Origin of the sequence: Pedobacter ginsengisoli (assembly GCF_002736205.1) — a bacterium.
Classification (GTDB): Bacteria; Bacteroidota; Bacteroidia; order Sphingobacteriales; family Sphingobacteriaceae; genus Pedobacter; species Pedobacter ginsengisoli_A.
Window position 1 is genome coordinate 3075421 of the sequence record NZ_CP024091.1, and the last position, 26005, is coordinate 3101425.

At 36.0% G+C, this 26005-nt stretch carries 26 protein-coding genes; 13 read left to right on the forward strand and 13 right to left on the reverse strand.

Annotated elements, in window-relative coordinates:
* The first annotated feature begins 4 nt into the window (after positions 1 to 4).
* The 4 genes from CPT03_RS12690 (at position 5) to CPT03_RS12705 (ending at position 3666) form a co-directional block, all read left to right on the forward strand.
* Positions 5 to 487 (forward strand): GtrA family protein, encoded by a 483-nt coding sequence (locus tag CPT03_RS12690; RefSeq protein WP_099439197.1) that lies wholly within the window; start codon positions 5 to 7, stop codon positions 485 to 487.
* 85 nt (positions 488 to 572) lie between these two features.
* Entirely contained in the window at positions 573 to 2363 is a 1791-nt protein-coding gene (locus CPT03_RS12695; RefSeq protein ID WP_099441104.1) for an aromatic amino acid hydroxylase, read from the forward strand.
* Positions 2360 to 3061 (forward strand): SDR family oxidoreductase, encoded by a 702-nt coding sequence (locus CPT03_RS12700; protein ID WP_099439198.1) that lies wholly within the window; start codon positions 2360 to 2362, stop codon positions 3059 to 3061. The genes CPT03_RS12695 and CPT03_RS12700 overlap by 4 nt, the downstream gene beginning before the upstream one ends.
* 62 nt (positions 3062 to 3123) lie before the next feature.
* Positions 3124 to 3666 carry a C40 family peptidase gene (locus tag CPT03_RS12705; protein ID WP_099439199.1) on the forward strand — a complete coding sequence of 181 codons (543 nt, stop codon included), beginning with the start codon at positions 3124 to 3126 and terminating at the stop codon, positions 3664 to 3666.
* Here CPT03_RS12705 and CPT03_RS12710 read toward each other — a convergent pair.
* Both CPT03_RS12710 and CPT03_RS12715 read right to left on the reverse strand, forming a co-directional pair.
* Positions 3661 to 4548, reverse strand: coding sequence for a flavin reductase family protein (locus CPT03_RS12710; protein WP_099441105.1), 888 nt, complete (start codon positions 4546 to 4548; stop codon positions 3661 to 3663). The two genes, CPT03_RS12705 and CPT03_RS12710, sit on opposite strands and share 6 nt — an antisense overlap.
* A 67-nt stretch (positions 4549 to 4615) precedes the next feature.
* Positions 4616 to 5611 carry a fumarylacetoacetate hydrolase family protein gene (locus CPT03_RS12715; RefSeq protein WP_099439200.1) on the reverse strand — a complete coding sequence of 332 codons (996 nt, stop codon included), beginning with the start codon at positions 5609 to 5611 and terminating at the stop codon, positions 4616 to 4618.
* A gap of 288 nt (positions 5612 to 5899) precedes the next feature.
* Between CPT03_RS12715 and CPT03_RS12720 the strand changes: the two genes are divergently transcribed.
* The 3 genes from CPT03_RS12720 (at position 5900) to CPT03_RS12730 (ending at position 9353) form a co-directional block, all read left to right on the forward strand.
* Positions 5900 to 7066 (forward strand): homogentisate 1,2-dioxygenase, encoded by a 1167-nt coding sequence (locus CPT03_RS12720; RefSeq protein WP_099439201.1) that lies wholly within the window; start codon positions 5900 to 5902, stop codon positions 7064 to 7066.
* A 130-nt stretch (positions 7067 to 7196) separates the two neighbouring features.
* Entirely contained in the window at positions 7197 to 8327 is a 1131-nt protein-coding gene (hppD, locus tag CPT03_RS12725; RefSeq protein WP_099439202.1) for a 4-hydroxyphenylpyruvate dioxygenase, read from the forward strand.
* A gap of 105 nt (positions 8328 to 8432) precedes the next feature.
* On the forward strand, positions 8433 to 9353 hold the full coding sequence (locus CPT03_RS12730) for a YihY/virulence factor BrkB family protein (protein ID WP_099439203.1): 921 nt from the start codon (positions 8433 to 8435) through the stop codon (positions 9351 to 9353).
* Here the strand turns inward: CPT03_RS12730 and CPT03_RS12735 are convergent.
* Positions 9350 to 9631 carry a hypothetical protein gene (locus CPT03_RS12735; protein ID WP_099439204.1) on the reverse strand — a complete coding sequence of 94 codons (282 nt, stop codon included), beginning with the start codon at positions 9629 to 9631 and terminating at the stop codon, positions 9350 to 9352. The two genes, CPT03_RS12730 and CPT03_RS12735, sit on opposite strands and share 4 nt — an antisense overlap.
* Before the next feature lie 114 nt (positions 9632 to 9745).
* Entirely contained in the window at positions 9746 to 10333 is a 588-nt protein-coding gene (locus CPT03_RS12740) for a porin family protein (RefSeq protein ID WP_099439205.1), read from the reverse strand.
* Positions 10334 to 10484: 151 nt separating this feature from the next.
* Here CPT03_RS12740 and CPT03_RS12745 point away from each other — a divergent pair, with 151 nt between their 5' ends.
* On the forward strand, positions 10485 to 12257 hold the full coding sequence (locus CPT03_RS12745) for a histidine kinase N-terminal 7TM domain-containing protein (RefSeq protein ID WP_099439206.1): 1773 nt from the start codon (positions 10485 to 10487) through the stop codon (positions 12255 to 12257).
* Positions 12258 to 12261: 4 nt separating this feature from the next.
* Here the strand turns inward: CPT03_RS12745 and CPT03_RS12750 are convergent, their stop codons facing one another.
* Positions 12262 to 12561: a hypothetical protein gene (locus CPT03_RS12750; RefSeq protein ID WP_099439207.1), complete on the reverse strand. Its 300-nt coding sequence runs from the start codon at positions 12559 to 12561 to the stop codon at positions 12262 to 12264.
* A 183-nt stretch (positions 12562 to 12744) separates the two neighbouring features.
* Between CPT03_RS12750 and CPT03_RS12755 the strand changes: the two genes are divergently transcribed.
* Complete coding sequence (locus CPT03_RS12755; RefSeq protein WP_099439208.1) at positions 12745 to 13890, forward strand: tetratricopeptide repeat protein; 1146 nt, start codon at positions 12745 to 12747, stop codon at positions 13888 to 13890.
* Here CPT03_RS12755 and CPT03_RS12760 read toward each other — a convergent pair whose 3' ends face one another.
* The 3 genes from CPT03_RS12760 to CPT03_RS12770 are packed head-to-tail and all read right to left on the reverse strand — an operon-like array spanning position 13891 to position 17014.
* On the reverse strand, positions 13891 to 14475 hold the full coding sequence (locus tag CPT03_RS12760; RefSeq protein WP_099439209.1) for a riboflavin synthase: 585 nt from the start codon (positions 14473 to 14475) through the stop codon (positions 13891 to 13893).
* Positions 14476 to 14480: 5 nt separating this feature from the next.
* Entirely contained in the window at positions 14481 to 15965 is a 1485-nt protein-coding gene (gene accC, locus CPT03_RS12765) for an acetyl-CoA carboxylase biotin carboxylase subunit (RefSeq protein ID WP_099439210.1), read from the reverse strand.
* 8 nt (positions 15966 to 15973) lie between these two features.
* Positions 15974 to 17014: a threonine aldolase family protein gene (locus tag CPT03_RS12770; protein ID WP_099439211.1), complete on the reverse strand. Its 1041-nt coding sequence runs from the start codon at positions 17012 to 17014 to the stop codon at positions 15974 to 15976.
* Between the two features lie 431 nt (positions 17015 to 17445).
* Here CPT03_RS12770 and CPT03_RS12775 point away from each other — a divergent pair, with 431 nt between their 5' ends.
* On the forward strand, positions 17446 to 18303 hold the full coding sequence (locus tag CPT03_RS12775; protein ID WP_099439212.1) for an N-acetylglucosamine kinase: 858 nt from the start codon (positions 17446 to 17448) through the stop codon (positions 18301 to 18303).
* Between the two features lie 70 nt (positions 18304 to 18373).
* Here the strand turns inward: CPT03_RS12775 and CPT03_RS12780 are convergent, their stop codons facing one another.
* Complete coding sequence (locus CPT03_RS12780; RefSeq protein WP_099439213.1) at positions 18374 to 19063, reverse strand: NUDIX hydrolase; 690 nt, start codon at positions 19061 to 19063, stop codon at positions 18374 to 18376.
* 299 nt (positions 19064 to 19362) lie between these two features.
* Here CPT03_RS12780 and pfkA point away from each other — a divergent pair, with 299 nt between their 5' ends.
* Genes pfkA through gap form a run of 3 tightly spaced genes read left to right on the forward strand, consistent with a single transcriptional unit; the run spans position 19363 to position 22197 of the window.
* A complete protein-coding gene (pfkA, locus tag CPT03_RS12785) occupies positions 19363 to 20349 on the forward strand; it encodes a 6-phosphofructokinase (RefSeq protein WP_099439214.1) in 987 nt (328 codons plus the stop codon).
* Between the two features lie 2 nt (positions 20350 to 20351).
* A complete protein-coding gene (locus CPT03_RS12790; RefSeq protein WP_099439215.1) occupies positions 20352 to 21194 on the forward strand; it encodes a hypothetical protein in 843 nt (280 codons plus the stop codon).
* 4 nt (positions 21195 to 21198) lie between these two features.
* Positions 21199 to 22197 (forward strand): type I glyceraldehyde-3-phosphate dehydrogenase, encoded by a 999-nt coding sequence (gene gap / locus CPT03_RS12795; RefSeq protein ID WP_099439216.1) that lies wholly within the window; start codon positions 21199 to 21201, stop codon positions 22195 to 22197.
* 208 nt (positions 22198 to 22405) lie between these two features.
* Here the strand turns inward: gap and CPT03_RS23115 are convergent, their stop codons facing one another.
* The 4 genes from CPT03_RS23115 to CPT03_RS12820 all read right to left on the reverse strand — a co-directional run bounded on the left by CPT03_RS23115 (position 22406) and on the right by CPT03_RS12820 (position 25819).
* Entirely contained in the window at positions 22406 to 23149 is a 744-nt protein-coding gene (locus tag CPT03_RS23115; RefSeq protein WP_245869830.1) for a hypothetical protein, read from the reverse strand.
* Between the two features lie 350 nt (positions 23150 to 23499).
* Positions 23500 to 23928 (reverse strand): tyrosine-type recombinase/integrase, encoded by a 429-nt coding sequence (locus tag CPT03_RS12805; RefSeq protein WP_157766430.1) that lies wholly within the window; start codon positions 23926 to 23928, stop codon positions 23500 to 23502.
* Between the two features lie 133 nt (positions 23929 to 24061).
* Entirely contained in the window at positions 24062 to 24601 is a 540-nt protein-coding gene (locus tag CPT03_RS12810) for a GNAT family N-acetyltransferase (RefSeq protein WP_099439218.1), read from the reverse strand.
* A gap of 525 nt (positions 24602 to 25126) precedes the next feature.
* On the reverse strand, positions 25127 to 25819 hold the full coding sequence (locus tag CPT03_RS12820) for a hypothetical protein (RefSeq protein WP_099439220.1): 693 nt from the start codon (positions 25817 to 25819) through the stop codon (positions 25127 to 25129).
* Between the last annotated feature and the right edge of the window lie 186 nt (positions 25820 to 26005).

Sequence of the window (26005 nt, forward strand, 5' to 3'; positions counted from 1 at the left end):
TTGCATGCGTAAAGCTTTATTAAAGATAATAGATTTCTTTTATCCTCCTTTTTCTCGCTGGTTACCTATCCATACGTTTAGATACATGGTATCTGGTGGAACTACCGCTGCCACTGGAATTGTTGTATATTATATTTGCTATAACTGGATTCTACATCAAAAAGATGTTCATCTGTCTATTCCATTTTTCCCTAACCTGATTACAGCCCCTACCGCTGCGCTAGCTATAGAATCTGTAATTACTTTCCTTATTGGTTTTATATTAAATAAGTACTTGATTTTTACGAAATCAGATTTAAAGGGACGGATACAGTTGTTCAGATACGGATCGGTAGTGGCAACAAACATCCTGCTTAATTATGCCTTACTGAAAGTATTTTTATCATTTGGTTTTTACCCAACCATCTCCAAGATTATCATTACAACTATCTTAACTGTTTTCAGTTATTTTTCGCAGAAGCATTTTTCGTTTAAGGTAAAAAAATAGATAATTGTATCTATCGTCCGATTAATTTTACTTGTTTAAGGCTCATTATAGCTTTATCTTCGACAAATAATATATGGCTTTAGAAATGAGTGATTTTAATGACTTCAATAATCCACAGGTAGCCAAGTTGCCAAAGCATCTGAAACAATTTATTGTGGAGCAGCATTATGAGAAATATACCCCTGTAGATCAAGCAGTTTGGAGGTATGTAATGCGTCAGAATTATAGTTATTTAAAACATGTTGCTTATTATCCTTATATAAAAGGTTTACAGCGGGCGGGCTTGAGTATTGAGCATATACCTGATCTGCAAAACATGAACGATAACCTCGGAAAAATTGGTTGGGGTGCGGTTACTGTAGATGGGTTTATACCACCCGCTGCTTTCATGGAATACCAGGCGTACCGTGTACTGGTTATTGCAGCCGACATCCGTCAGATTAATCATATAGAATATACCCCTGCTCCTGATATTATTCATGAATCGGCAGGACATGCACCGATTATCGCTGATGCTGATTACAATAATTATTTAAGTTATTTTGGCTCTATAGGTGCTAAGGCTATGTTCTCTTCAAAGGATTTTGAATTGTATGAGGCCATACGGCATCTTTCTATTTTGAAAGAGGCTGCTGATGTACAGGAACAGGAAATTGCTAAGGCTGAACAACGATTACAGCAAATTTCTGAAAACATGGGCGAACCATCGGAAATGGCATTGTTAGGCAGGTTACATTGGTGGACTGTAGAATACGGCTTGATAGGTACTTTAGAAAATCCTAAAATTTATGGGGCCGGTTTGCTGTCGTCAATTGGAGAGAGCTCTTCTTGCATGAAGCCTGAAGTAAAAAAATTATGGTACAATAAAGACACAGTAAATTACCCCTATGACATCACCAAACCACAACCCCAATTATTTGTAACAGAGACATTCCAAAATCTGATTGATGTTTTGGAAGATTTTGCTGATACTATGGCATTTAGACGTGGCGGTGCAGAAAGTATTGTTAAAGCCATTGAATGTAAAAATCCCGCCACTGCTGTTTACAGTTCCGGATTGCAGGTAACGGGTGTATTTACAGACATGGGTATTGATCAGAATGATGAGCTTACTTTTATAAAAACTACCGGTCCATCGGCCCTTGCGGTTGACGGTGTACAATTTGAGGCACATGGCAAATTACACCATAAAGATGGTTTTTCATCGCCGGTAGGCAAATTGAAAGGTATAGACACGCCGATAGAAGATATGGACATGAAGCAATTAATGGGATATGGCATTAAACCTTTTAATATGGCCATACTGGAGTTTGAAAGTGGCATTACCGTAAAAGGAATAGTAAAAACCATCTCTCAGAAAGATAGAAGAACTTGTCTGATCTCATTTGATGAATGTACGGTTAAAGAAAGCAATGGGAATGTACTTTTCCAACCTGAGTGGGGAAGATATGACATGGCTGTTGGCGCTACCATTGTTTCTGTATTTAATGGTGCCGCTGACAAAGAAGCGTATGAGGAAATTACACATGTTAGCGACAAACAAACTCATCAAGCGGATCACGATGAAAAGACCCAAAAGCTGCACAGCATTTATAAAAGCATCCGTGCAATAAGGGAGCATGAGCAGAATTTTGACCAACTACCCGGCTTGTTTGAACAGGTAAAAACAGAACACCGTCAGGATTGGCTTTCTGCGCTGGAAATCCTTGAGATTTTACATCACAAACAACTTTTTCCTGAATTGGCAAAAGAAATTCGCATTTATTTAGAACTTAAGTCTGAAAACGAGGCTGAACATAAAAAACTGATCAATGATGGGCTACATGTGATTGAACATCCCATTAGTCAACAGATCACTGAAGAAGACAATCAATGAATATAGTATTAACCGGTGCAAGTAGCGGAATTGGTTTTGAAGCTGCTTTAGAATTTACATTAAATAGCGAGAACAAGGTAGTATGTATTGCCCGTTCTTCAGATAAACTCCGCAAACTCCTGGAAATTGCTAAAGGTATTAATCCTGATTGCACGCTGCTTCCTGTAGAGTTTGACATTATAAATGATGACTACGCTGCCCTGGTACCCTTTTTAAAAGAGAGACTTGGCAAAATTGACATTTTAATAAACAATGCCGGTGCACTAATTAACAAGCCCTTCATGGAAACCAGCCCTGCTGATCTTTATGAGATGTTTGAAAGCAATGTTGTCGGGCATTTTAGCATGATTCAAAACTTAATGCCTTTAATGGGCGAAGGGACTCATATTGTAAATATTGGCAGTATGGGTGGGTTTCAGGGAAGTGTTAAATTTCCCGGGCTAGCAGCCTATTCTTCAAGCAAAGCCGCTTTACATACTTTAACGGAGTGCCTGGCTTTTGAGCTGGCAGAAACCGGCATTAAAGTGAACTGTTTGGCTCTTGGATCTGCACAAACAGAAATGCTTGAACAGGCATTCCCGGGCTACCAATCACCGGTAATGGCTTTCGAAATGGGTAAATATGTAGCTGATTTTGCAAAGACAGGACATAAGTTTTTTAATGGAAAAGTGCTCCCTGTTGCGGTAACAACGCCTTAATCAACAAGTTATCAACATTTTCAGGGTTAAAAAATAATTTTAATATCTTTAGCCCAATTGATATGAAGAAAACCATTATTCTGTTCAGTGTAATACTTTTAAGCTTTTCGGCAGCTAAGTCGCAAACTTCTATACCCGTTCAATTTCAAGAACTGGTACATAAGCTTAGTCAGGAAGTACCAGGTCAGGATAAAAAGCAAACAGTTACTACTCCACCAAACCGTTTACTGGAATTTGCAAAATCTATGCTTGGCATTAGATACAGAACTGCATCAAGCAGCCCTAGCAGAGGCTTTGATTGTTCTGGATTTGTGAACTATGTTTTCAGCAATTTTGGCTTTAAAGTGCCCCGTTCATCAAGAGAATTTGCAACTAGTGGCGAGACCAAAAAGCTTGAAGATGCGAAAATTGGAGATGTAATCCTATTCACTGGAACTAACAGCAGATCCAGAACTCCCGGGCATGTTGGAATTATTTATTCAATAGACGGTGATGAGATCAAATTTATCCATTCTTCATCAGGAAATAAAAGAGGTGTAACCATTACCAGTCTGGATGAAGGCTTTTATAAAAAACGGTTTATAAAGGTGGTAAGCATTTTATAACAACACTATTTTAAGCGCTTCGTTTACATTGCCCTGCCCCAACCATACTTTGGCAAGCTCATGAAGCTCACGTTCACGATTGTTAGCATCCCCAATAGTTGCATCTAAAATCTCTTTCACTTCTGCAAGATTCCTAACTGCATCTATTTCGTCATCAGTTGGCAAATGTTCTACATTACCCAATTTACCAAGATCATTTCCGGTTAGCACAATTGAATTACGGACAGCTTTTGGCAAAGCATCTACCCCTATTCCGAGTGTTGTTAATGGTTTAGCTACTTTAAACAAATTCTCGGGAGTAACCCTGCAATACCAGTCACCACCTAAGCGGGCTACAAGATCAATTTTGGCCTGATCAATTTTCCCATCTTCATCCAATATTTCTTCTTTAATGTGTATTAGCTTTACTTCGGCAAGTATGAGATTTCCTGCTCCGGGGTTTTCTCCTAAATGTATTACCTCTCTAACTATGCATTCCATTTGTACCGGAGCCTCGGCAACTCTGGGAGGCTTTACCAGTTGAGAGGGGAGCATGGTAAAACCAGCTTTTTCGAATTCATTTACACCTTTTGGATATTCGGTACTTGCTAAACTGGTTTGCTGTACCATTTCATAATTAACTATGTTAATTACACACTCTTTTACCTCTAATATATTTTCTAGTGTATGTTTGATGGTATTATCACGAACCCTTCTGGATGGAGAAAATATGCACAAAGGCGGGTTTGTGCTGAACATATTGAAAAAACTAAACGGACTTAAATTAATATTTCCGGCCTGATCTATAGTTGTGGCAAAACAAATTGGTCTGGGCGCAATTGCATATTGCATGTAATTCTGCAATTGTGCAGGGGAAAGATCCGAGGTATTAAGGGTCAGCATAATATTACTACTTGGTATGTATAACGTCATCTCTCCTATAGTTGAGATGATAAGTACATGTCAAAATTTACTTCTTCAAAGCCAGGATAGAAAAATCTGTATCAACTTTTTTTATGGTATTACTTAAATGACCTAGCCCGGTAATTTCCATTTCCACTACATCACCATCCTGCAACCATTGAGGTTTAAAGTTTGCATCATTTAATAATCCGGTACCGTTTAACTCAAGAAAACATCCGGTACCGACAGTACCTGAACCTATTACATCTCCAGGTAAGATATCAGCTCCATAGGCACAACGTTCAATAATTTCAGCAAAAGTCCAATCCATATCTGCCATATTTCCTGCAGATACCTGTTTACCATTCACTGTGCACGTCATTTGAAGGTTATAAGCATTACCTGTATGCCCTGGTTTTGCTGAAGTTTTGTATGCTGTCAATTCATCCGGGGTTACCAGCCATGGTCCTATTACGGTAGAAAAATCCTTGCCCTTTGCAGGTCCAAGGTTTAATAACATTTCTTCCATTTGTAATGTCCTGGCACTCATATCGTTCATAATCGTGAAACCGGCAATGTAATTATCAGCTTCAGCAGCAGTAATATTTCTTCCCTTCTTACCTATTACAACGGCTACTTCTAATTCGAAATCGAGCTTTTCAAAATGATCGGGCATACATTCAATCTCCCCTGGCCCCTGTATAGCATTATGATTCGTAAAGTAGAATATTGGATATTGATCAAACTCTGCAATCATATCAACTTTACGGTTTCTGCGGGCTGCCGCAACATGCTGACGAAATGCATAACCGTCTCTGCATGAGGCTGGATGAGGTACCGGAGCAAGTAGTTCAAAAAAGACTTCTTCTTTTGGTGAGAGTGCTCCAGATTTGATTTCTGCATCGACCTTCTTTGCTCTTTCCATTAAAACTTCTCCACCTTGTAAAAAAGCATTCATCTCATCAGGCAATTGTTTATCGCATGAGTTTAAATTGTAAATGTGTCCGTTTACAAAAACACCAAGGTGTTCTCTGTCTTCTGTTTTATAGGATACCAGTTTCATATGATCAGTAGTTTTTTGTAGTTATTCAAAGCTATATAAAAAATAAAGCAAACAGGTTATAAAATAAAATACTTAATTTAGCTTCCGCAAAAGAAAAATGATACAAAGTAATTTTATATATCAGAATCAGGTAGCCAGACAAGCTTTGGCTTCGTATAGATATGCTATGCTTTCTAAAATCATTTTTGCGCAATATTCCCTTTAAGCCCCCCAATCTTCAGGCTTTAATTAAAACGTTTATATGTTTTAATCGTTATTAAATTACATTTTAACCAAATACCTACTGCTATGCCCATATATCATACCTTAGGAACTATACCTGCTAAACGCCACACCGTTTTTCGCAAACCGGATGGCAAGTTGTATGCAGAAGAACTGGTCTCTACTGAAGGTTTTTCAAGCCTATATTCGCTCGTTTACCACTGTCATCCCCCAACTATTGTAAAGAACTTGGGAAAACCATATTCTGTTGAGCCTAAAATTGCACGTGCAAAACATTTACGCCACACCAGCCTAATTGGTTTTAACATAAAACCTGAGGATGATTATTTGACTAGCCGCAAACCGGTATTAGTAAACAGCGATTTACATATTTCGCTGGCAGCTCCGAGAAAATCAATGACTGATTATTTTTATAAGAACAGTCAGGCAGATGAAGTAATTTTTATTCATGAAGGCAGTGGCACTTTAAAAACAGGCTTTGGTAAGATACAATTTGAATATGGAGATTATTTAGTTGTACCCCGTGGGACTATTTACCAGCTGGAGTTTAATGATGAAAAGAACCGTTTGTTTATAGTAGAGAGTTTTAGCCCTATCCGTACTCCTAAACGTTACCGTAATGAATACGGCCAGCTAATGGAGCACTCGCCTTATTGTGAGCGCGACATTAAGCGCCCAACCGATCTTGAAACTATTGATGAATTTGGTGATTTTAAAGTATTGATTAAAAAACAAGGGTTAATTTATCCTTACACCTATGGTACTCACCCTTTTGATTTTGTAGGTTGGGATGGCTTTCATTATCCATGGGCATTTTCTATCCACAACTTTGAGCCAATTACAGGCCGCTTACATCAACCACCACCGGTTCATCAAACTTTTGAAGGACACAATTTTGTAATCTGCTCTTTTGTTCCGCGCAAATACGATTATCATCCTCTTTCTATTCCAGCACCTTATAATCACAGCAATGTGGATAGTGATGAGGTACTTTATTATGTTGATGGGGATTTTATGAGCAGAAAGAGTGTAGTAAAAGGACAAATTACGCTACACCCTGGCGGTATTCCGCATGGCCCTCACCCGGGTACTGTTGAAAAATCCATTGGCAAAGAAAGTACAGAAGAGCTTGCTGTTATGATTGATCCTTTTAGGCCTTTAATGCTGACTGAAGATGCAGTTAATATTGAAGACGAAAGTTATCATAAAAGCTGGCAGGAAAATATAGAGTAAAAAATTCAGCTGTCGCTCGCTTCCTCAAAATCTTGAAGGGAAGATTTTGCATGTCAGCTCATAACACAGATTTTTTTAGGAAAGACAAGATTAAAACAACTGAAGCTAACTTATTATTCAAAAAACTAAAATGAGTACACAAACATTTGCAGAAAAGATTGCCGGAGCTCAAGATTTTCTTCCAATAAATGGAACAGATTATATTGAGTTATATGTTGGGAATGCTAAACAAGCTGCGCATTTTTATAAAACGGCTTTTGGTTTCCAGTCGCTGGCTTATGCTGGCCCAGAAACAGGAGTACGCGATCGGGCTTCTTATGTATTACAACAGGGAAAAATAAAACTGGTATTAACTACAGGATTAAACTCGGACAATCAAATATCGGAACATGTTAAAAAACATGGTGACGGTGTTAAAATATTAGCCTTATGGGTAGATGATGCCTATAGCGCTTTTGAAGAAACTACCAAAAGAGGCGCCAAGCCTTACTTGGAGCCTATTACTAAAACTGATGAGCATGGTGAGGTGCGCATGTCTGGTATTTATACCTATGGTGAAACGGTTCATATGTTCATTGAGCGTAAAAATTATAATGGTTCTTTTTTACCGGGCTACCGCGATTGGAAAAGTGATTACAATCCTGCTGACGCCGGCTTACTTTATATAGACCATTGTGTAGGTAATGTGGGTTGGAACCGAATGAATGAAACCGTTAAATGGTATGAAGATGTAATGGGCTTTGTAAATATCCTTTCATTTGATGACAAACAGATAAACACAGAATATTCGGCCTTAATGAGCAAGGTAATGAGTAATGGGAATGGTTTTTCCAAATTTCCGATCAATGAGCCCGCAGAAGGCAAAAAGAAATCACAGATTGAAGAGTATCTGGAATTTTATGAGGGCGAAGGGGTGCAACATATTGCCGTAGCTACCAAAGATATTTTAGCTACAGTAAAAAGCTTAAAAGCTCGAGGGGTTGAGTTTTTAAGTGCACCACCTGAAGCCTATTATAATATGATGCCGGAACGAGTTGGTGAAATTGATGAGGAAATAGTACAGTTAAAAGAACTTGGTATACTTGTAGATTGTGATGAAGAAGGCTATTTACTTCAAATATTTACTAAACCGGTTGAAGACCGTCCGACTTTATTTTTTGAAATAATACAACGCAAAGGAGCTCAATCTTTTGGTGCTGGAAATTTCAAAGCCTTATTTGAATCTCTTGAACGTGAGCAGGAACTGAGAGGAAACTTATAATTTATAGCAATAAAAAAAGGCATTTTGTTAAATGCCTTTTTTTATACTTATCCTTTTCATTTAAAAAAAATAGCTACTTTCGGGGTTTAAGGCTATAATGTGGAAATGGAAATTAATATAGTAAATAGAGTTGTGCTGTTTTTTACACATTTTAAGGCTGCATTTAAGTTATTTCAAAAAAACGATCCATTACGTTTAGCCGGAGCCACAGCATTTTTTGCAAATTTTGCATTACCACCTATTCTTATCATACTAATCAGGCTTTTTGGTTATTTTATCGATAGAAAAATACTTGCTTCAAGAATGTTTGAACGTTTAGCCAGTATTTTAGATGATACAAGTACCGGTCAAATAAGGCAGACCTTAAGGAACATAAGAGGAATTGAGCATCAATGGTATGCTACTTTACTAAGCTTTGTTTTTTTTCTATTTGTTGCCACCACTCTTTTCACTGTAATTAAAAATTCAATGGATCAGATCTGGTCTATCGCAAATAAAGAACATGCAGGTTTTATGTTTAAAATGAAGCTAAGGATTCGATCAATGGTAATCATTTTATTAGCAGGGCTTTTATTTACTACAGGATTTATTACCGACGGTATACAGGCATTTGTAGGCACCTACATTAACACAGCTGCCCCCACTTTCGGAAAAATATTCCTATCCATATTAAATCAGCTATTGTTTATAGCTATTGTTATGATTTGGTTTACTGTACTATTTAAATTTTTAACCAATGGCCGGCCTACATGGAAAGCAGCATTAAAAGGAGGCCTTTTAACAGCAGTACTATTTACAATTGGTAAATATATATTAAGGATAATGCTTCCCCTAAGTGGAATTGGGAATATTTATGGCACTTCGGGGTCTATTGTTTTAATTATGCTATTTGTATTCTACTCTTCTTTTATATTCTATTTTGGCGCGTGCTATATTAAAGTATTAAGTGACTCCAAAGAAACTCCTATACGCCCAATAAAAGGGGCGTTTGAATATGAAATCAAAGAGGTCTTAAAAAACACTTAGCATACCTGGGGCTTCGAAATTTGTTCAAATCCATGCATTTCGAATACTGCTAGCTTATTTAGTAAGTTGTAATGTAAAGTACCAAAGAAGTTAATGATACCATCTTTGTTTTTACCCTCAATACAAATACTTTCTTTTACAATCTCCTTGTGTTCTAATTTATGATCAGCAAGAAGGACATCTTCATCCTGAATTTTCACATCATCTGCCTCAATTGAGAACTGATTTAGCAGCTTCGAGAAGCTTTGGCCGTTTAGCAATAGTTCTTTGATATTCATGATCACTTTAAATTAAGTTAGGGAAGGAAGCAACATCAATTTTAAAGCCAAAAAGAAAGGGTAAACATCAGTTGTTTACCCTTTTATACAAAATGTTAATAACTTGTGATTTTACTAGAACAGTCTGTAAGCTAAGCCCAAAGTAAAGAGACTTAATTTTTGTCCATCGTAACCATCTTTTCCAATTTTTGACAATCCTTGTTCATATCTCAGGTCAATTCCAAGCTTAGAGATGTCCAATCCTGCACCAAACTGCCATGCGATATTTTGTCCTTTGAAATTTCCTTTGAAAGCACTGCCTGCAGCATCTCCAAATGACTGCTCATCATCCAAAATAAAAGACACTACTGGTCCGGTATTTAAACGAAGTCCGATTCCTGCGGCACCAAATTTTGTTCCTACCAATACAGGAACGTCAAGACTAGTAAAATTCACTTTATTTTCTGCTCCGTTACCATCTTTAAGTGTAGTATTTTTACCGCTTAAATAAAGTTCGGGTTGTAGGTGAATGCCTGCGGCACCAATACGCGCCCAAAGACCAGCATAATAACCAGCTCGGTTGTCACTGCTTAATGTGTTTTCCTTGCTCAATTTCGACAAGTTAGTTCCTGCTTTCAAACCGAATTGAAAACTTGGTAATACCTGACTGAAAGCAGTAACGCTAAAGCAAATGAATAATGCCGATAAAACGATTTTTTTCATAATATAAGGGTTAGGGTGATATTTAAATTATCTCTGTAAAACTAACAATATTTTTAATTTGTAACTAAATTACGTAGTTTTATCCGAAAAGAACTACATCAATATTATTGCCAAAACTCTATCCCTTATTGTTTATTCTCATATTTTTTAAATGGATTTTACATTTAATTTCTACGCGATTGTCCTGATTTTATTTGGCACTACAAGCCTATTGCTATCTTATTACATCTATAAAAAAGAAGGAGGAGCAGTTCGCTATTTTGGTATTATGATGTTCTCTAGTGCTGCATGGTCATTAACGTATGGCTTAGAACTGGCCAGCACCACACTTGAACAGGCAAAATTTTGGATAAGTATTGAATATATTGGTATCTCTACCCTACCAATAACATGGTTTCTATTCTGCTTAAAGTTATCAGGAAAAGAACATTGGTATCAGAATAAGATCAGATTAGCTATTCTAATTGCCACTGCAGTTATCCCCACATTAATGGTTTGGACAAATGATTATCATCATCTGCATTTTAAAGGTTACAGGATGGATACTACAGGAGATTTTCCAATGGTTGCACTTGAAATGGGACCATCATATTGGATATTCACCGTATATTTTTATTTGCTGATGGCCATTGGTAGTTATCTTTTAATCGTCACATTTCGTAAATCAGACCCAATTTATAAAAGTCAAAACTATAGTATAATCATAGCTGCATTTATACCATGGATAACAAACATATCCTATTTTTTAGGCTTCAGACCTTTTGGCCAGCTTGATGTTACTCCCTTTGCTTTTATACTTACTATAGTACTAATTGCTATTGCAATCTATCGGTTTAAGCTGTTCGATATTTTGCCTGTAGCAAGAGAAAAGGTATTGGAACTAATGCAAGACGGTTTCGTTATTCTGGATAGCAAAAACAGGGTAATTGATTATAACCCTTCCTTCAGAAAATACATAACCAATATAAAGAAAAATAAAATTATAGGAAGCCAGATTGAGACACTGTTCCCCGATCATGATGGACTTACAGCATTGATAAAAGACCGACAGTCGGGAAAAATTGAACTAAAGGTTGAAAACGAAAATGGTTCATTTGAATTGGAAGCTAAGATTAAGACTTTAAATGAAAATCAATTTAAATTAAATAGCGAAGCGGTAATTATAAAAGTACAGGATCTTACTACGCTGAGAAAAGAAGCTTTGTTGTTTAAATCGCAAACTATAGAACTTCAGCAGCTCAATCAATTAAAGGATAGAATATTCTCAATAATAGCTCACGATTTAAGAGGTCCATTGGTTAACCTTGCTCAAATATTAAAAATGACTACAGATGATATCATTACAATTGACGAGTTTAAAGTTCTGGCCCCCAATTTAAATAAAGATATTTCGTACACTACAGAGCTTTTAGAAAATATCTTGCATTGGTCAAGAAGCCAATTAAAAGGATACGGGATTGATAAAGATTTATTTGATTTAAAAAACATGCTTGTCAACGAAATCGATTATCATTTACCGGCTGCTGAAGCGAAAAATATTCAAATAATACAAGATGTTTTTCCTGGTGAAATGGTCTATGCTGACAGACTCATGATACAAATTGTAATTAGAAATATCTTAAGCAACGCAATAAAATTTTGTAATGAAAATTGCGAGATAAACATTACTGCCGTGTATAAAAAAGAAGGCTTTATTGAGCTATGTATAAAAGATAACGGTGTCGGGATGTCCGACACCGCCCTCAAAAAAATATTTAATGGAGAAAACCTGTCTACGCGGGGCACCATGAATGAAAAAGGCACCGGGTTGGGCTTGGTTATATGCAAAGAATTTATGGAAAAAAATGACGGTAAACTTTTAGTCAAAAGTGAACCAGGTAAAGGGTCATCCTTTTGCATATATCTGCCCGTAGATGCAAAATAGTTTTCTATTTACCGGTAGCGTCGTTTATAGCTTGCTGCTCTTTTAATGCATCAACATTATTCTTATTACCAAAGTTTTGGGTTTTATCTGCAAAATATTCCAGTATACCTACAATAGTATCCAAGTTATCTGAAACACGCTGGTGCATATCGGGCAAATCCTTTTCTAATCTTTTATCTCCAAGCTCTATATTGTCAACTTCAATTTTCCCTATTTTTTGAATAATAGCCTGTTGAGAGTGCTGTAAGTCTTCTAATTCTCTTACAATTTTCTGCATCAATTCGAACTTCTTTAAAGTATCCATATTCGTATTTTAGTTAAAATTAATATTCAATTTACATTCTTATTCAACCAATTACCTTGCCAATATGTTTTACCTTTTTTATAATTAGAACACCTTAACATCGTTATATACGTAAAAAAATAGGGATAAAACTTGCATAACCAACAAATAACTAATACTTTAGTTGTTTAATATATTACCCGCATGAAAAGAGCACTACTTATATTTTTTGCAGTTATTTTTTTTCAGATCACTTATGGACAGACTAAAGCTGTTCTGGATAATGAAAAGTTACTTGAGTATTACCAAACTCAAAAATATATTGAAGCGGCACAATATTTACAAAGCATTTATGCTGAAGATACTCAGGATGAAAAAGAGATATCGCAGCTTGCCTATGCCAATATGATGGCCGGTAAACTCCCCGAAGCAGAAAAGAATTATTTAAAGCTATACGAAAAACAACCTCAGAATTTACCTACATTATTTAGTTTGGCAAGGATAAATATTAGAAGGGGCAATGATGAAAAAGCTAAAGCGTATTACCTGGATATCCTTAAAATTGATAGTACAAACTTTACTGTATACAAGCAATTAGCGAGCTTGGATAAAGGAGAAATGAGCAAGGCAAAAATCGACTACCTTCAGAAAGCAAATGCAATAAATCCCATTGACCCTGATGTAGTATTTGATTTATGTGAGCTCTATTTTAAACTGAACCTTTTTGACAAGGCTAGCAATATTTTACAACCAGCTTTAACAGCTGACAGTACAAATCTGCAATTGTTAAAAATGAAAATGCCTATTAGCATGGCAAGTAAAAAGTATGATGAGGCTATCCAAACTGGCGAAAAATTATTAAGCTATGGTGACAGTTCCACTTTTGTACTTAATAACCTGGGGAAATCTTATTTTTTCATCCTCGATTATAAAAATGCGCTAAAGAACTTTTTAACTATAGAAAGTAAATCAATGGATAGCGAAACATTATTTTACAGTATTGCACTTAGTTATAGAGGATTAAAAGACTACAAAAATGCTATCCCTTATTTAGAAAAAGCGATACAAGAAGGCATATCAACCAAAATTGCCAGTTATTATGGCTTACTTGGCGATTCATTTGAGGGAGTAAGCAAAAATACAGAGGCAAATGTGGCTTACAAAAAAGGCCTCCAATTTGAAAATAATGGAAGCCTGCTGTATAATATTGCTTTGGTTTATGAAACAAAGCTTAGTGATAAGAAAAGTGCAATTGACTACTATGAGCAATACTTAAAAACAATTGACCCAAAAGAGCAGCCAAAGCTCATTGGTTTTATCAAAAACAAGATTACAGAGTTAAAAAGATAATTACCTGTTTACCAACCTTGCAACGTATTTACCAATAATATCGAACTCCAGATTAACAGTATCATCTACATTAACCTCATGTAAATTGGTATGCTCATGCGTATAGGGGATTATAAATACAGAGAATTCATCAATTTCTGAGTTCACTACGGTTAAGCTAATACCATTAACAGATACAGAACCTTTCTCTACAGTAACGTTCCCCCTGTTAGCATCATACTTAAACCTATACTCCCAACTTCCGTCCAGCTCTGTTCTCTTAATACATACTGCTGTTTGGTCTACATGGCCTTGAACTATATGTCCATCCAATCTACCATTCATTAGCATACAGCGTTCCAGATTTACTTTATTCCCAACTTTTAGTTTATCAAGATTGCTTTTTTGCAATGTCTCTTCTATTGCAGTAACTGTATGTGTATCTTCTGATAAGGCAACTACTGTTAAACATACTCCATTATGCGAAACACTTTGATCTATCTTTAACTCATTGCTTAAATTTGATTTTACAATATAATGCCTGTTTGTTCCTTCTGATATTATATCTGTAACCTCACCAAGTGTTTCTATTATTCCCGTAAACATATTTATTAATTAAACTTAATTCTATTTTTCCTCCAGTTGCTCGCTGCGGCTACGTCTTTCTGTATCTGCACCACATCAGGCTTTTTCAATGAAGCTACTGCAATTAAAGCTGCCATAAGAGCCTCATCTTCATTCTCATTTTTTAAACTTTCGGCATTAAAATATTTGCCAACAAAATGGGTATCAAAATTACCTTCTTTAAAAGCGGTGTGCTGCATTACAAATTTCCCAAAAGCAAGGGTAGTTTTTATACCTGTAATGTCATATTCATCAATTGCACGGATCATACGTTCAATTGCCTCTTCCCTATCCTTTCCATAGGTAATTAATTTTGCTATCATTGGATCATAGTAAATAGGAATTTCCATTCCTTGCTTAAAACCATCATCAACGCGCACTCCATTCCCTTTTGGGGTAGTATATGTCTCCAGTATACCTATATCCGGTAAAAAATTATTTTCAGGATCTTCGGCATATACCCTCAGTTCTATGGCATGACCTTTAATACTTAGGTCACCCTGTTTATAGGAAAGTTTTTCACCCCTTGCTATTTTTATTTGTTCTTTTACAAGATCCAAACCAGTTATCATTTCAGTTACCGGGTGTTCTACCTGAAGCCTGGTATTCATTTCAAGAAAAAAGAAATCGAGGTTTTCATCCAAAATAAATTCAACCGTTCCTGCACCAACGTAGTTTACAGAACGTGCTACATCCACAGCACATTCACCCATTTTTTTTCGTGTTTCTTCAGTTAAAATACTGGATGGGGCTTCTTCAATTACTTTTTGATGCCTTCTTTGAACTGAGCACTCACGCTCAAATAAATGAACAATATTGCCATTAGTATCACCAAGAATTTGAATTTCTATATGACGTGGTGATGAAACATAACGTTCTATAAATACTGACCCATCACCAAATGCTGAAGTAGCTTCACTTACAGCCAGCTTCATTTGTTCTTCAAAGTCAGCCGCCTTTTCTACTATTCTCATTCCTTTCCCACCACCACCTGCGGCCGCTTTAATCAGTATTGGGAATCCAACTTCAACCGCTCTTATCTTTGCTTCTTCAACATCTGTAATTGCATGTTCCGTACCAGGAACCATAGGAATATTATATTTCAAGGCAGCAGCCTTTGCAGATAATTTATTACCCATAATCTCCATTGCTTCCGGAGTTGGTCCAATCAGAATTAATCCTGATTCTTTAACTAATCTTGCAAAGCCAGCATTTTCTGATAAAAACCCATATCCAGGATGTATTGCTTCGGCGCCGGTAGCTTTGCAGGCCTCAATTATTTTTTCACCTGATAAATAAGATTGATTTGATGGCGGCGGACCAATACAAATGGCTTCATCAGCATAAAGCACATGCAAGGCATCCCTGTCCGCTTCCGAAAATACTGCAACTGTTTTTATTCCCATTTCACGTGCAGAACGCATAATGCGCAGTGCTATCTCCCCTCTATTTGCTATAAGGATTTTATTCATTATTAAAATTATTTATGGGTAATTGGCTGCATGTGCATGATCTTATCAATAGCCATATCGACCATTTCTGACGATACATCCAAATGCGTAACCATCCTGATTGTATTGAGGCTGGTTGCAATGCAAGCAATCCCCTTTTCAGATAAAAGATGAACAACATCTTCAGCTCTAAAACCGGCTGCTACATTAAATAATACAATATTTGTTTGAACCGGCATTACAGAAGATACATAATTAACTTTATTTAAGGCATCTGCAAGCGCAGCGGCATGCTGGTGGTCTGTTGATAAACGAGAAACGTGATGGTCTAATGCATAAATACCTGCTGCAGCTAAAAAACCTGCCTGCCGCATCCCCCCTCCAAACGCCTTGCGTATCTTCCTTGCCTTTTTAATTGTTGCTGCAGATCCAAGCAAAACTGATCCTACCGGAGCACCAAGTCCTTTTGACAAGCACACTGATATTCCATCAAAATATTTACCATAATCTTTTGCATGGTCACCCGTGGCTATTAAAGCATTAAATATCCTTGCACCATCTAAGTGTAGTTTCAATCCTTTGATATTGCACAATGTATGAATTGGCTCTATTTGATCTAAAGTATAGGCTATACCCCCGCCCTTATTCACTGTGTTTTCTAAAACAACCAGACTAGAATTCGGATAATGAATATTACTTTCATTTATTTCCGGTTCAATTAGCTCTGGTGTTAATATTCCTCTTTCTCCATACAAAAGTCGAACTGAAGCCATAGAGTGATAAGCAATACCGCCCCCTTCATAACGATAAACATGCGATGTCTGATCACATATAACTTCATCCATAGGTTGTGTAAAGCACTTAATTGCAATCTGATTTGTCATTGTTCCCGAAGGGCAAAACAATCCGGCTTCCATATTAAACATACCGGCTAATTTCCTTTCCAGCTCATTTACAGTCTCATCCTCGCCAAAAACATCATCTCCTATTTTTGCACTCATCATTGCTGCCTGCATCTCGGCCGTAGGCTTTGTTACGGTATCGCTTCTAAAATCAACTTTTATTGCCATATTATTTTTACTGAATACAAAAACTATTTTTAATGTTCTTAATGAAAGTAAGTTTGAAAATATTACAAAATACAATATAAAATAGCGCTTTTAGATAAAAAAAGAATTATCGTCACTTTTAAATACTTAAAAGTGATAATATCGTTCATTTTTAAACAAAAAACTACTATTATAGCGGTTGTAACCTAGATTAAAAAAAACAGGGTATTTTATAATTTGGATTTTAAAATAACAAGTGTATTTTAGCCTTAGTGTTTATTTAACAATATGGTAACCTAAAAATCACGAGCAAAATTAGAAAAAACACTGTTTTTAGCACCTAAAAGGCAGAAAATTAAAAACTAACCAAAACTAAAAAATTAAATTTATGAAAAAAAACCATACAAGAGTTGTAGGATTATTTACTTTTATCCCGAAAAAATCAAATTAAGATGATAGTTATTGCAGACGGAGGTTCAACTAAAACCAATTGGTGTTTACTTAATGAGGCTGGTAGAAAAATTCTTTTTAATACCGAGGGCTACAACCCATATTTTTCAAGCACAGAATATATAGTAGAATCATTAAGAAAAACGTTACCGGATCACTTGGAAACCGACAAGTTGAAAGAGGTAAATTATTATGGAGCAGGCTGTTCAACAGATGCCAAACGTAAAATTGTTGCGGATGCAATGAAACAGGTTTTCCCTAATGCCGTAATTAATATTGGGCACGACTTGTTAGCTTCATGCAGAGCATTATTAGGTGACGAGCCAGGTTTTGCAGCAATTTTAGGAACAGGAACAAACTCATGTTTATATGATGGAAAAGATATCACTTTAAACATCGACTCGCTAGGATATTTCCTTGGCGATGAAGGAAGTGGTTGTTTTATCGGAAAAAGAATTCTTTCAGATTACATGAAAGGTTATATGCCTAAAGGACTTAGAGAAAGCTTCTACGACAACTTTGCATTAACTAACGAAGATATCTTTGATCATATTTATAACAAACCATTGCCAAATCGCTTCTGCGCTAGCTTTAGTAAGTTCTTATATGACTTTAAAGACAATTATGAGGATTACACTTTCTCAACTGTTGAGTATGCATTTACTGCTTTCTTTGAAAACCTTGTAATTCATTACCCTAACTATAAAGAGCACAAGCTAAACTGTGTAGGTTCAGTTGGTTATAGCTTTAGAGATATATTAAGCGTTGTAGCAGACAGATACGAAATGGGGGTTGGTAAAATTATCCGCTCACCTATAGATGATCTGGTTGATTACCATTTACAGGTGGCAAACAGATAATAGCTGCAATAAGCACAAAAAAAAAGCCCTAAAGAATAACACTTTAGGGCTTTTATTTTTACTGAGAATTTTAAAAAGAAATCTCCTTTTCAAACAATTTAGCATATTTTCTTTTATCGAATTTATACAAGGTAGCTGCCCTAAATGAAACACCCTGTTGCTTCTCCTGAAGATCTCTTAGCACACCAAAGCTTAGCATCTTTTTCCTAAAATTTCTTTTATCCAATTTCTTATTTAAAATAATTTCATAAACATTTTGTAGCTGGGTTAGTGTAAACTTCTCCGGTAAAAGCTCAAACGCTATTGGCTGATGTTTAATGCGGCGCTTTATTTTTTCGAGACCTTTATCAAAAATCTGCTGATGATCAAACGCCAGTCTTGGCAAATCTTTCACATTAATCCAGTGAGCACGTTTTGCATAGGTACTAATTGGCTTGACGGCCTTATCTCCGCCCAAACGTAAAAGTGCATAATAGGCAATACTTACTACCCTTCCCTGTGGATGTCGGTTAACATCGCCAAAGGTGTAATATTGTTCCATATAAATGTTACTTAGGCCGGTAAGCTCGTTTAAGATCCTGGAAGCTGATTGGTCTAAACTTTCCACTTCTCCAACAATGTTACCTGGCAACGCCCACCAGTCTTTAAATGGCTCTTCATTTCTCTCAATTAAAAGGATTTTTAATTCTCCTTCATCAAATCCAAACACCACACAATCAATCGAAAAAGTGGAATCAAACTGTGGTAAAACTTCTTTCAAAATATTTAATATTAATTACGTTAATTACTCGTTATACAATAACTCAAGCATATAATTATCCATAAAGATAGATAAGAATACCAATTTAGCAATATATAACATTTACAATTAGTATGCTTCTATTTTACTTTTTTTCCATTCCTTTGGAGCCGGGTTCAAACCCGAACTGGTAGTTCTGTTTCAATGTATTAAATTTTTAAATATTAAAGCAAATAAATATACTTGTCACCAAATTACACAGAAAATTAAAAATAAATTACTTAGTGTAAAAAATACACCCTATATTCGTATAATAAATCATGAAACCAAATATCAAAAATATTGCTGTATTGACATCTGGAGGAGATGCTCCGGGAATGAACGCTTGTATTAGAGCTGTAGTAAGAACCGGAATATACAATGGTATAAATATGTTTGGAGTTTTGCAGGGATACCAGGGATTAATAAACAATAATATTAATCCGATGGATGCAAGGTCCGTAAGTAACATTATCCATCTTGGAGGTACAATATTAAAAACAGCGCGTTGTCTGGATTTCAAAACAGAAGAAGGACTGGATACAGCTTTTGAAAACTTAAAAGCAAGAGACATAGACGGGCTAATTGCTATCGGCGGAGACGGAACTTTCACAGGAGCTCAGCGCTTTGCAAAAAAACATGGTGTAAAAGTTATGGGTATTCCTGGAACCATCGATAACGATTTATACGGATCAGACTTTACTTTAGGATATGATACTGCAATAAATACAGTTATTGAAGCTATTGACAAGATCAGAGATACAGCCGACTCACACGATAGATTGTTCTTTATTGAAGTAATGGGCAGAGATTCTGGATGTATTGCTTTAAGAAGTGCAATTGCAAGTGGTGCTGAAGCTGTTCTACTTCCTGAACGAGACACCAGTGTTGATGAATTGGTAGCTCAGCTGGAAGCAGGCGCATCAACTAAAAAATCTTCGAGCATAGTTATTGTGTCTGAAGGACATAAAGCTGGTGGGGCTTATGATATTGCGAAAAAAGTTAAAGAAAGGTTTAATCACTATGATACAAAAGTAACTATCTTAGGCCATCTTCAACGTGGAGGCAGCCCAAGTAGTTTCGACAGGATACTTGGAAGCAGACTTGGCTTTGCCGCTGTAAATGAACTTCTAAAAGGTAACACCATGCAAATGGTAGGCTTACGTGGTAATGATATACTTACAACCACTATTGAAGAAGCACTGACAAAGCATAGCTTTAAATTGGAGAGTGATTTATTGGAAATGACTAAAGTCTTATCAATATAAATATGATTGCAGTAGTTTATAGCGGATCAAAAACAGCGTACTGGAAAATTGCACGTGATGGTAAAACCATTGCTGAGTGTACTATGCCTGGTATTAATCCATGTTTTAATGATCAAAAAGCAATACTGCAGTTTTTAAATAAAAAGGCTACACTAATTAATCATGCCGAAAGCATAAAGAAAATATATGTGTTTGCTGCCGGAGCTTCCTCTGTAGAAAGAAGAAACGAATTGGCAGAAACTCTTGGCCTTTTCTTTAAATATAGCAAAATCACTGTAAAGGATGATTTATTTGGTGCGGCAATTTCAGCATGTTACAACAACACTGGCATTGTAGGTATTTTGGGAAGTGGCGCTAACTGTGCTTATTTTGATGGCAAAAGCCCTGAGAAAAACAACTTTGGCCTGGGATTTATTCTAGGTGACGAAGGCTCTGCAACTTATTTAGGTAAAATTATTGTAAAGGCATTTCTCCAGGAAAAACTACCTAAGGATTTACAAAGTGATTTTGAAGTAAGGTATAACCTGGACAGGCCACAAATACTTGAGCGTGTTTACAAAAAGCCAATGGCGCAGCAATTTTTCAGCTCGTTTTTTGACTTCTTTCTGGAACATCGCAACCATAAGTATATACTAGACCTTATAGATAAAGCGTTTGAAAGTTACTTCAAAATATATCTGCTGCCTACAATAAAGCTACACCCTGGAAAAGACATTCATTTTGTAGGGCTTGTTGCCGGAACTTTTCAGGAGCAATTAAGAGAAACAGCAGAAAAACACGGATTAAAAATAACATCAATAACTAAAGAACCAATATATAATTTACTAAACTACTATTCAAATTAATAAGATGAGCAAAATTGGAATAAACGGCTTTGGCCGTATCGGCAGACTTGTTTTTAGAGCTGCTTTAAAAAGAGGATTAGATATCGTTGCAATCAATGACTTAGTTGAGCCAGATTACATGGCTTATATGCTAAGATATGATTCTACTCATGGTCGTTTTGATGGTACTATCGCTGTAGAAAACGGGAACCTTGTAGTAAACGGAAAAACTATCCGTATCACTGCTGAAAGAGATCCTGCAAACTTAAAATGGAATGAAGTTGGCGTAGAAACTGTTATTGAGTCAACTGGTTTATTCTTAACTAAAGAAGATGGCGCAAAACACATTGCTGCAGGTGCAAAAAGAGTTGTATTCTCTGCTCCGGCAAAAGACGACACTCCTACTTATGTAATGGGTGTTAACCATGAAAAACTTACTGCTGACCAAACTATCGTTTCGAATGCATCTTGTACTACCAACTGTTTAGCTCCTATAGCTAAAGTATTAAATGATAACTTTGGTATCGTAGAAGGCTTAATGAGCACTATTCACGCGGTAACTGCAACACAAAAAACTGTTGACGGACCTTCAGCTAAAGACTGGAGAGGTGGCCGTGGTGGTTTCTCTAACATTATCCCTTCATCAACAGGTGCTGCAAAAGCAGTAGGCTTAGTACTTCCTGAATTGAAAGGTAAATTAACTGGTATGTCTTTCCGCGTTCCTGTAGCCGACGTTTCTGTAGTCGACCTTACTGTACGTTTGGAAAAACCTGCTACTTATGAAGACATTAAAAAAGCCATGAAAGCTGCCTCTGAAGGTGACTTGAAAGGCGTATTGGCATATACTGAAGACGAAGTAGTTTCTTCTGATTTTATCGGCGATGCTCATGCATCTATTTTTGACGCAAAAGCTGGTATTTCATTGAATGACAACTTCGTTAAAGTGGTTTCTTGGTATGATAACGAATGGGGCTATTCTAATGCATTAGCTAAATTCGTAGAGTACTACGGAAACTTAAAGTAAAACCCGTTCATACAGGTTTATATTTGGTTAGATAAGGGATGTGCGTGGATGCGACATCCCTTTCTTTGTTTCAATCCATCGATCAAGCTGTAGTTCAATACATTAGATATACTTCAAGCATGAAATGATTAATAATCCTGTTAATTATAATTCCTACTCTAATAGCTAAAAGTATGCTTTTAAAACATATAAGGTGGATTGGCAACCACTACTTCACTTTAAAGTTGAAAACAATTACACCAATTTGAATATCAGGGGCAGTTTCTGATGAGACTAAATGAGCACGCATTAAAGCCTCTTCACATTTCCGCCATAATTCCTTATCGTTTAACGTAGTCCCTTTAACACCTGCCGTAGCATCGATCACGTTACCGCTTTTTTCTATTTTAATCCGAACAGCTATTTTTCCTGTTTTTTGCTCATCATCTTCTGGTACAATTAAATCGGTAAACTTTCTAAATCCAACTGGTGTTTCAATTCTGCTATCATCTTTTTTAGTTGGAATTTTTATGGGTATTGAAGGGTCCTTTGGGTAAACAATAACCTTATTTATATTCTTACCTACAATCACCGTGATGAGAATATTACTTTCAATGTTTTCATAACGAAAGATGCTTGTATATGTGCCATTTTTGGGTTTGATTAGTTGAAAGTTTAAACTAATTAATTCGCCAAGAATTGAGTTGTACATTCCAATGTACTCATTCCAGCTGACTACAACTACCTTGTCAAGTTCATAACCAACTGAATATGTAAATTCACCTTTACCATAATCATAAATGTTTTTATAGCTATTAGTTTTACTAAAGTCTTTATTTTTTAAATATTCTGTAATATGTTGCTTAGAAGTGCCAAGTAATGCTATACCCTCACCTAGAGTTTGAATTCTATCTTGGGCGTAAGAAACTGATATATTTACGAATAGAACAAATAATATTAACAGCGTTTTCATTTAATTTCTACATGGAGGGTCAAAAACTGATGATTCACTTGAAAAACATCCCTTTAGGATAAAAATATCTATAAGATAAAAATAGATTTTGCAGGATTACCTGAATTTTTCTTATTAACAATATTAGTAAAGATTGTAAAAACAATTGAAAATACAATTACAACTATTGCGGTTGGCTTTGCTGTATCAGTAAAATCTGTTATCGTAAGTAGAATTTTGAGAAGCATAAAGTAAACTTAATCATTTTCCTCCTCAACAGAATACATATTTAAATAGAATAGATAATCACTTAGATTATTGACGTATAATACCTCATTATCTAACAAATAGAACATCAATTTAGCACCTTATTATTTCAGATTAAATTCATAATCCTCCACTAATCGAGTTGATTGAAGGTATATCTCTGTGGTACCTATACTGCTATGGTTTGCTCTTTCCTTTATAAGATAATGGTCTACCCCATTGTTGAATTGATGCCTAATGGAAGTATGCTTTTGCTCATATAACGTTCTTCCTGCAAATTGTGGATAAGCCTTCCTAAACCTCCTCATCAATGTTCCAAGCTCCTTAAAAGAATGTGGTTTACCAGATTTAAATACATTGTGCCCACCGAATAGCCACAAACCTCCTTCAATAGTTATCCCCCTTGAGATGGTATTCTCTCTTATAATTGATATAAGCTCTACTGCTTTAGAGGAAAGAACTACAGTTCTTACTGTATCGTTTTTCTTATTAGTTACTTGTAATAATCCCTTTTCTAAATCGATGTTCTTCACTTGCAACAACTAGCTAGATTCAAACTAAGGAGTAGCATGTGTTAATAATTCTGCTACTTGTATTACAATGTAGGAATTAAAATCCTGTATAACAGAAACTTTCCCTTTCTTTGGTCAGTTGTTAATTAGAAATCTAGCTTTTATTCTCCCAATCTGATTTTTTCAATTCAAACCAATCTATCGGATCACCTTCATAGTCAAAAGTCTCTCGCAAGTCAAAGCCTAATTTAGCCAATACCTTTTTTGAATTTACATTATTCGGGTCTGTTATTGCATAAATTTTGTCAATATTGAGATTTTTAAATCCAAAATCCAATATTACGGTAGACGCTTCGGTAGCAAAACCTCTGCCCCAATGTTTTCTTTTAAACCTATAGCCAAGCTCGTAGAAATTAAAGTGATTATTCAAAAGTTCTCTAAAATATTTTAGCCCTGCCCAGCCGATACATTCATTAGTTACTTTGTCAACAACCGCCCAACGAGCAATTCCATTTTCTACATATTGCTTTTTTAGCATTTCAATCACTTTCCTTATTTCCTCAATAGATTTAACAGGATTATTTTCAATATACAAATGGACCTCTGGGTCAGAGTCCATTTCAAACAAATCATTTTCGTCTGAGTATTCTAACTCTCTCAAAATTAGTCGTTTTGTTTCTATAACTATATCCATTACGAATTGGCAAAGTTGTTTTTATCCACACCTAATTTACAAAAAAAGCCTATACACAAAGATTCTTAAACTAGCACCAAAAGGTAATAACCTGATGAACGTAATTCCTTCAAGATTTATGGAGGGGGTTTTTGTCTTAAAAGGTACAGCAGTACCCAGGAGATACAGAAAAAAAGGAGTATATCAAATTATGAAGTGCTACATTTTGAAAGATAAAGCTAAAGATGCTTTTAAGTTTCTAGCAGACAAAGGCTATATAGAATATTACATTCAAATAGCTTCTGCTCACCGCCTGCGAATGGAGTGAAGGTGTCAACTGGAAAAGTACGCAAGTACGTCTGGCTTTGTGCAGAACCCACAGGTGTTTAATAGCACGAATACCCGCAATGCAGTTTGTAGATGGTCACTACACATATTTACCTTATAAACAAATGACTAAAAGAGGGCTTTCCTCTCTTATGCACCAAAAGAGCGCAAGCCTGAATTTAGGAATGAAAATATCAGGCTGACCACAGGCATAAATCACTATTGTTCATTATTTAGCAATTCTTTAAGGTCTGGCGTATCAAACACAAATTCGGGTTCCATATGAATGGGAGTATAATTAATCACAAGTGGAAAACGATGCGCTTGCTCAGCGGTCACCATAAGCGAATACCAACCCTTTTCAAAAATATCTTCAAATACAGCTATTCCCTGTGCCGGATCGATCAAATGAATCTGAAATGTGTACGATTGGCCTTTGAAATTTGTAACATTAACACTATAAACATACTTACCAGTTTGCTTCACATTGTTAATCAAAGATACAGTCCTTTCCATTTCATTTACAATCATCGTACTGTCGTTTAATGCAATCCTTCGTGGAGACCCATTAGAGGGGGAGTAGAGATAAAACTTTCCTTTGTACATATGAAGCCGTATCCAATTATGAGGTAGCTTACCCAGATCAATTGGTTGCCTCTCGGCCCTTTTGTATTTCTGGAGCGCCTTGATATCTACTAGATATGCTTTATCAGTGTTAGTATAGTCCAGACTTGTCAGTGCAGCAAAATATGGTGATTCCTTCCAGTTCTTGTCTATATACACAGAATGTCCCTCAGCATTTGGCTTCTTCAGAAAGATGGTATCACGTTCTTCCTTTTCCTGCCCGGAACATATGTTTATAGAAAGAAGTATAGCCAGAATAAAGGCACCGCTGGACATTTGGTATTTCATGCTAACTAATATACGGACTTTTCAGCATGATAATCAAAGAGATATGATTGAGTATGCCGTGTCAATATCCAATATTTATTCCTGCCCATTCGCGGTCTAAGCAACCTTTTTACAAAGGGGTATGGATTGGAATATTATGAAGATTGCCAACTTATATAACCTTTGTAATAAACCGCAATTGCCATT

Bases quoted from the DNA above. Each gene is read 5' to 3' on its own strand.
- CPT03_RS12810 (WP_099439218.1), bottom strand. From the start codon at position 24,601: ATGGATATAGTTATAGAAACAAAACGACTAATTTTGAGAGAGTTAGAA.
- CPT03_RS12690 (WP_099439197.1), top strand. From the start codon at position 5: ATGCGTAAAGCTTTATTAAAGATAATAGATTTCTTTTATCCTCCTTTT.
- CPT03_RS12755 (WP_099439208.1), top strand. From the start codon at position 12,745: ATGAAAAGAGCACTACTTATATTTTTTGCAGTTATTTTTTTTCAGATC.
- CPT03_RS12750 (WP_099439207.1), bottom strand. From the start codon at position 12,561: ATGGATACTTTAAAGAAGTTCGAATTGATGCAGAAAATTGTAAGAGAA.
- CPT03_RS12770 (WP_099439211.1), bottom strand. From the start codon at position 17,014: ATGGCAATAAAAGTTGATTTTAGAAGCGATACCGTAACAAAGCCTACG.
- CPT03_RS12715 (WP_099439200.1), bottom strand. From the start codon at position 5,611: ATGAAACTGGTATCCTATAAAACAGAAGACAGAGAACACCTTGGTGTT.
- CPT03_RS12705 (WP_099439199.1), top strand. From the start codon at position 3,124: ATGAAGAAAACCATTATTCTGTTCAGTGTAATACTTTTAAGCTTTTCG.
- pfkA (WP_099439214.1), top strand. From the start codon at position 19,363: ATGAAACCAAATATCAAAAATATTGCTGTATTGACATCTGGAGGAGAT.
- CPT03_RS12700 (WP_099439198.1), top strand. From the start codon at position 2,360: ATGAATATAGTATTAACCGGTGCAAGTAGCGGAATTGGTTTTGAAGCT.
- CPT03_RS12720 (WP_099439201.1), top strand. From the start codon at position 5,900: ATGCCCATATATCATACCTTAGGAACTATACCTGCTAAACGCCACACC.
- CPT03_RS12740 (WP_099439205.1), bottom strand. From the start codon at position 10,333: ATGAAAAAAATCGTTTTATCGGCATTATTCATTTGCTTTAGCGTTACT.
- CPT03_RS12735 (WP_099439204.1), bottom strand. From the start codon at position 9,631: ATGAATATCAAAGAACTATTGCTAAACGGCCAAAGCTTCTCGAAGCTG.
- CPT03_RS12745 (WP_099439206.1), top strand. From the start codon at position 10,485: ATGGATTTTACATTTAATTTCTACGCGATTGTCCTGATTTTATTTGGC.
- CPT03_RS12730 (WP_099439203.1), top strand. From the start codon at position 8,433: ATGGAAATTAATATAGTAAATAGAGTTGTGCTGTTTTTTACACATTTT.
- CPT03_RS12695 (WP_099441104.1), top strand. From the start codon at position 573: ATGAGTGATTTTAATGACTTCAATAATCCACAGGTAGCCAAGTTGCCA.
- hppD (WP_099439202.1), top strand. From the start codon at position 7,197: ATGAGTACACAAACATTTGCAGAAAAGATTGCCGGAGCTCAAGATTTT.
- accC (WP_099439210.1), bottom strand. From the start codon at position 15,965: ATGAATAAAATCCTTATAGCAAATAGAGGGGAGATAGCACTGCGCATT.
- CPT03_RS23115 (WP_245869830.1), bottom strand. From the start codon at position 23,149: ATGAAAACGCTGTTAATATTATTTGTTCTATTCGTAAATATATCAGTT.
- gap (WP_099439216.1), top strand. From the start codon at position 21,199: ATGAGCAAAATTGGAATAAACGGCTTTGGCCGTATCGGCAGACTTGTT.
- CPT03_RS12820 (WP_099439220.1), bottom strand. From the start codon at position 25,819: ATGAAATACCAAATGTCCAGCGGTGCCTTTATTCTGGCTATACTTCTT.
- CPT03_RS12775 (WP_099439212.1), top strand. From the start codon at position 17,446: ATGATAGTTATTGCAGACGGAGGTTCAACTAAAACCAATTGGTGTTTA.
- CPT03_RS12790 (WP_099439215.1), top strand. From the start codon at position 20,352: ATGATTGCAGTAGTTTATAGCGGATCAAAAACAGCGTACTGGAAAATT.
- CPT03_RS12710 (WP_099441105.1), bottom strand. From the start codon at position 4,548: ATGCTGACCCTTAATACCTCGGATCTTTCCCCTGCACAATTGCAGAAT.
- CPT03_RS12760 (WP_099439209.1), bottom strand. From the start codon at position 14,475: ATGTTTACGGGAATAATAGAAACACTTGGTGAGGTTACAGATATAATA.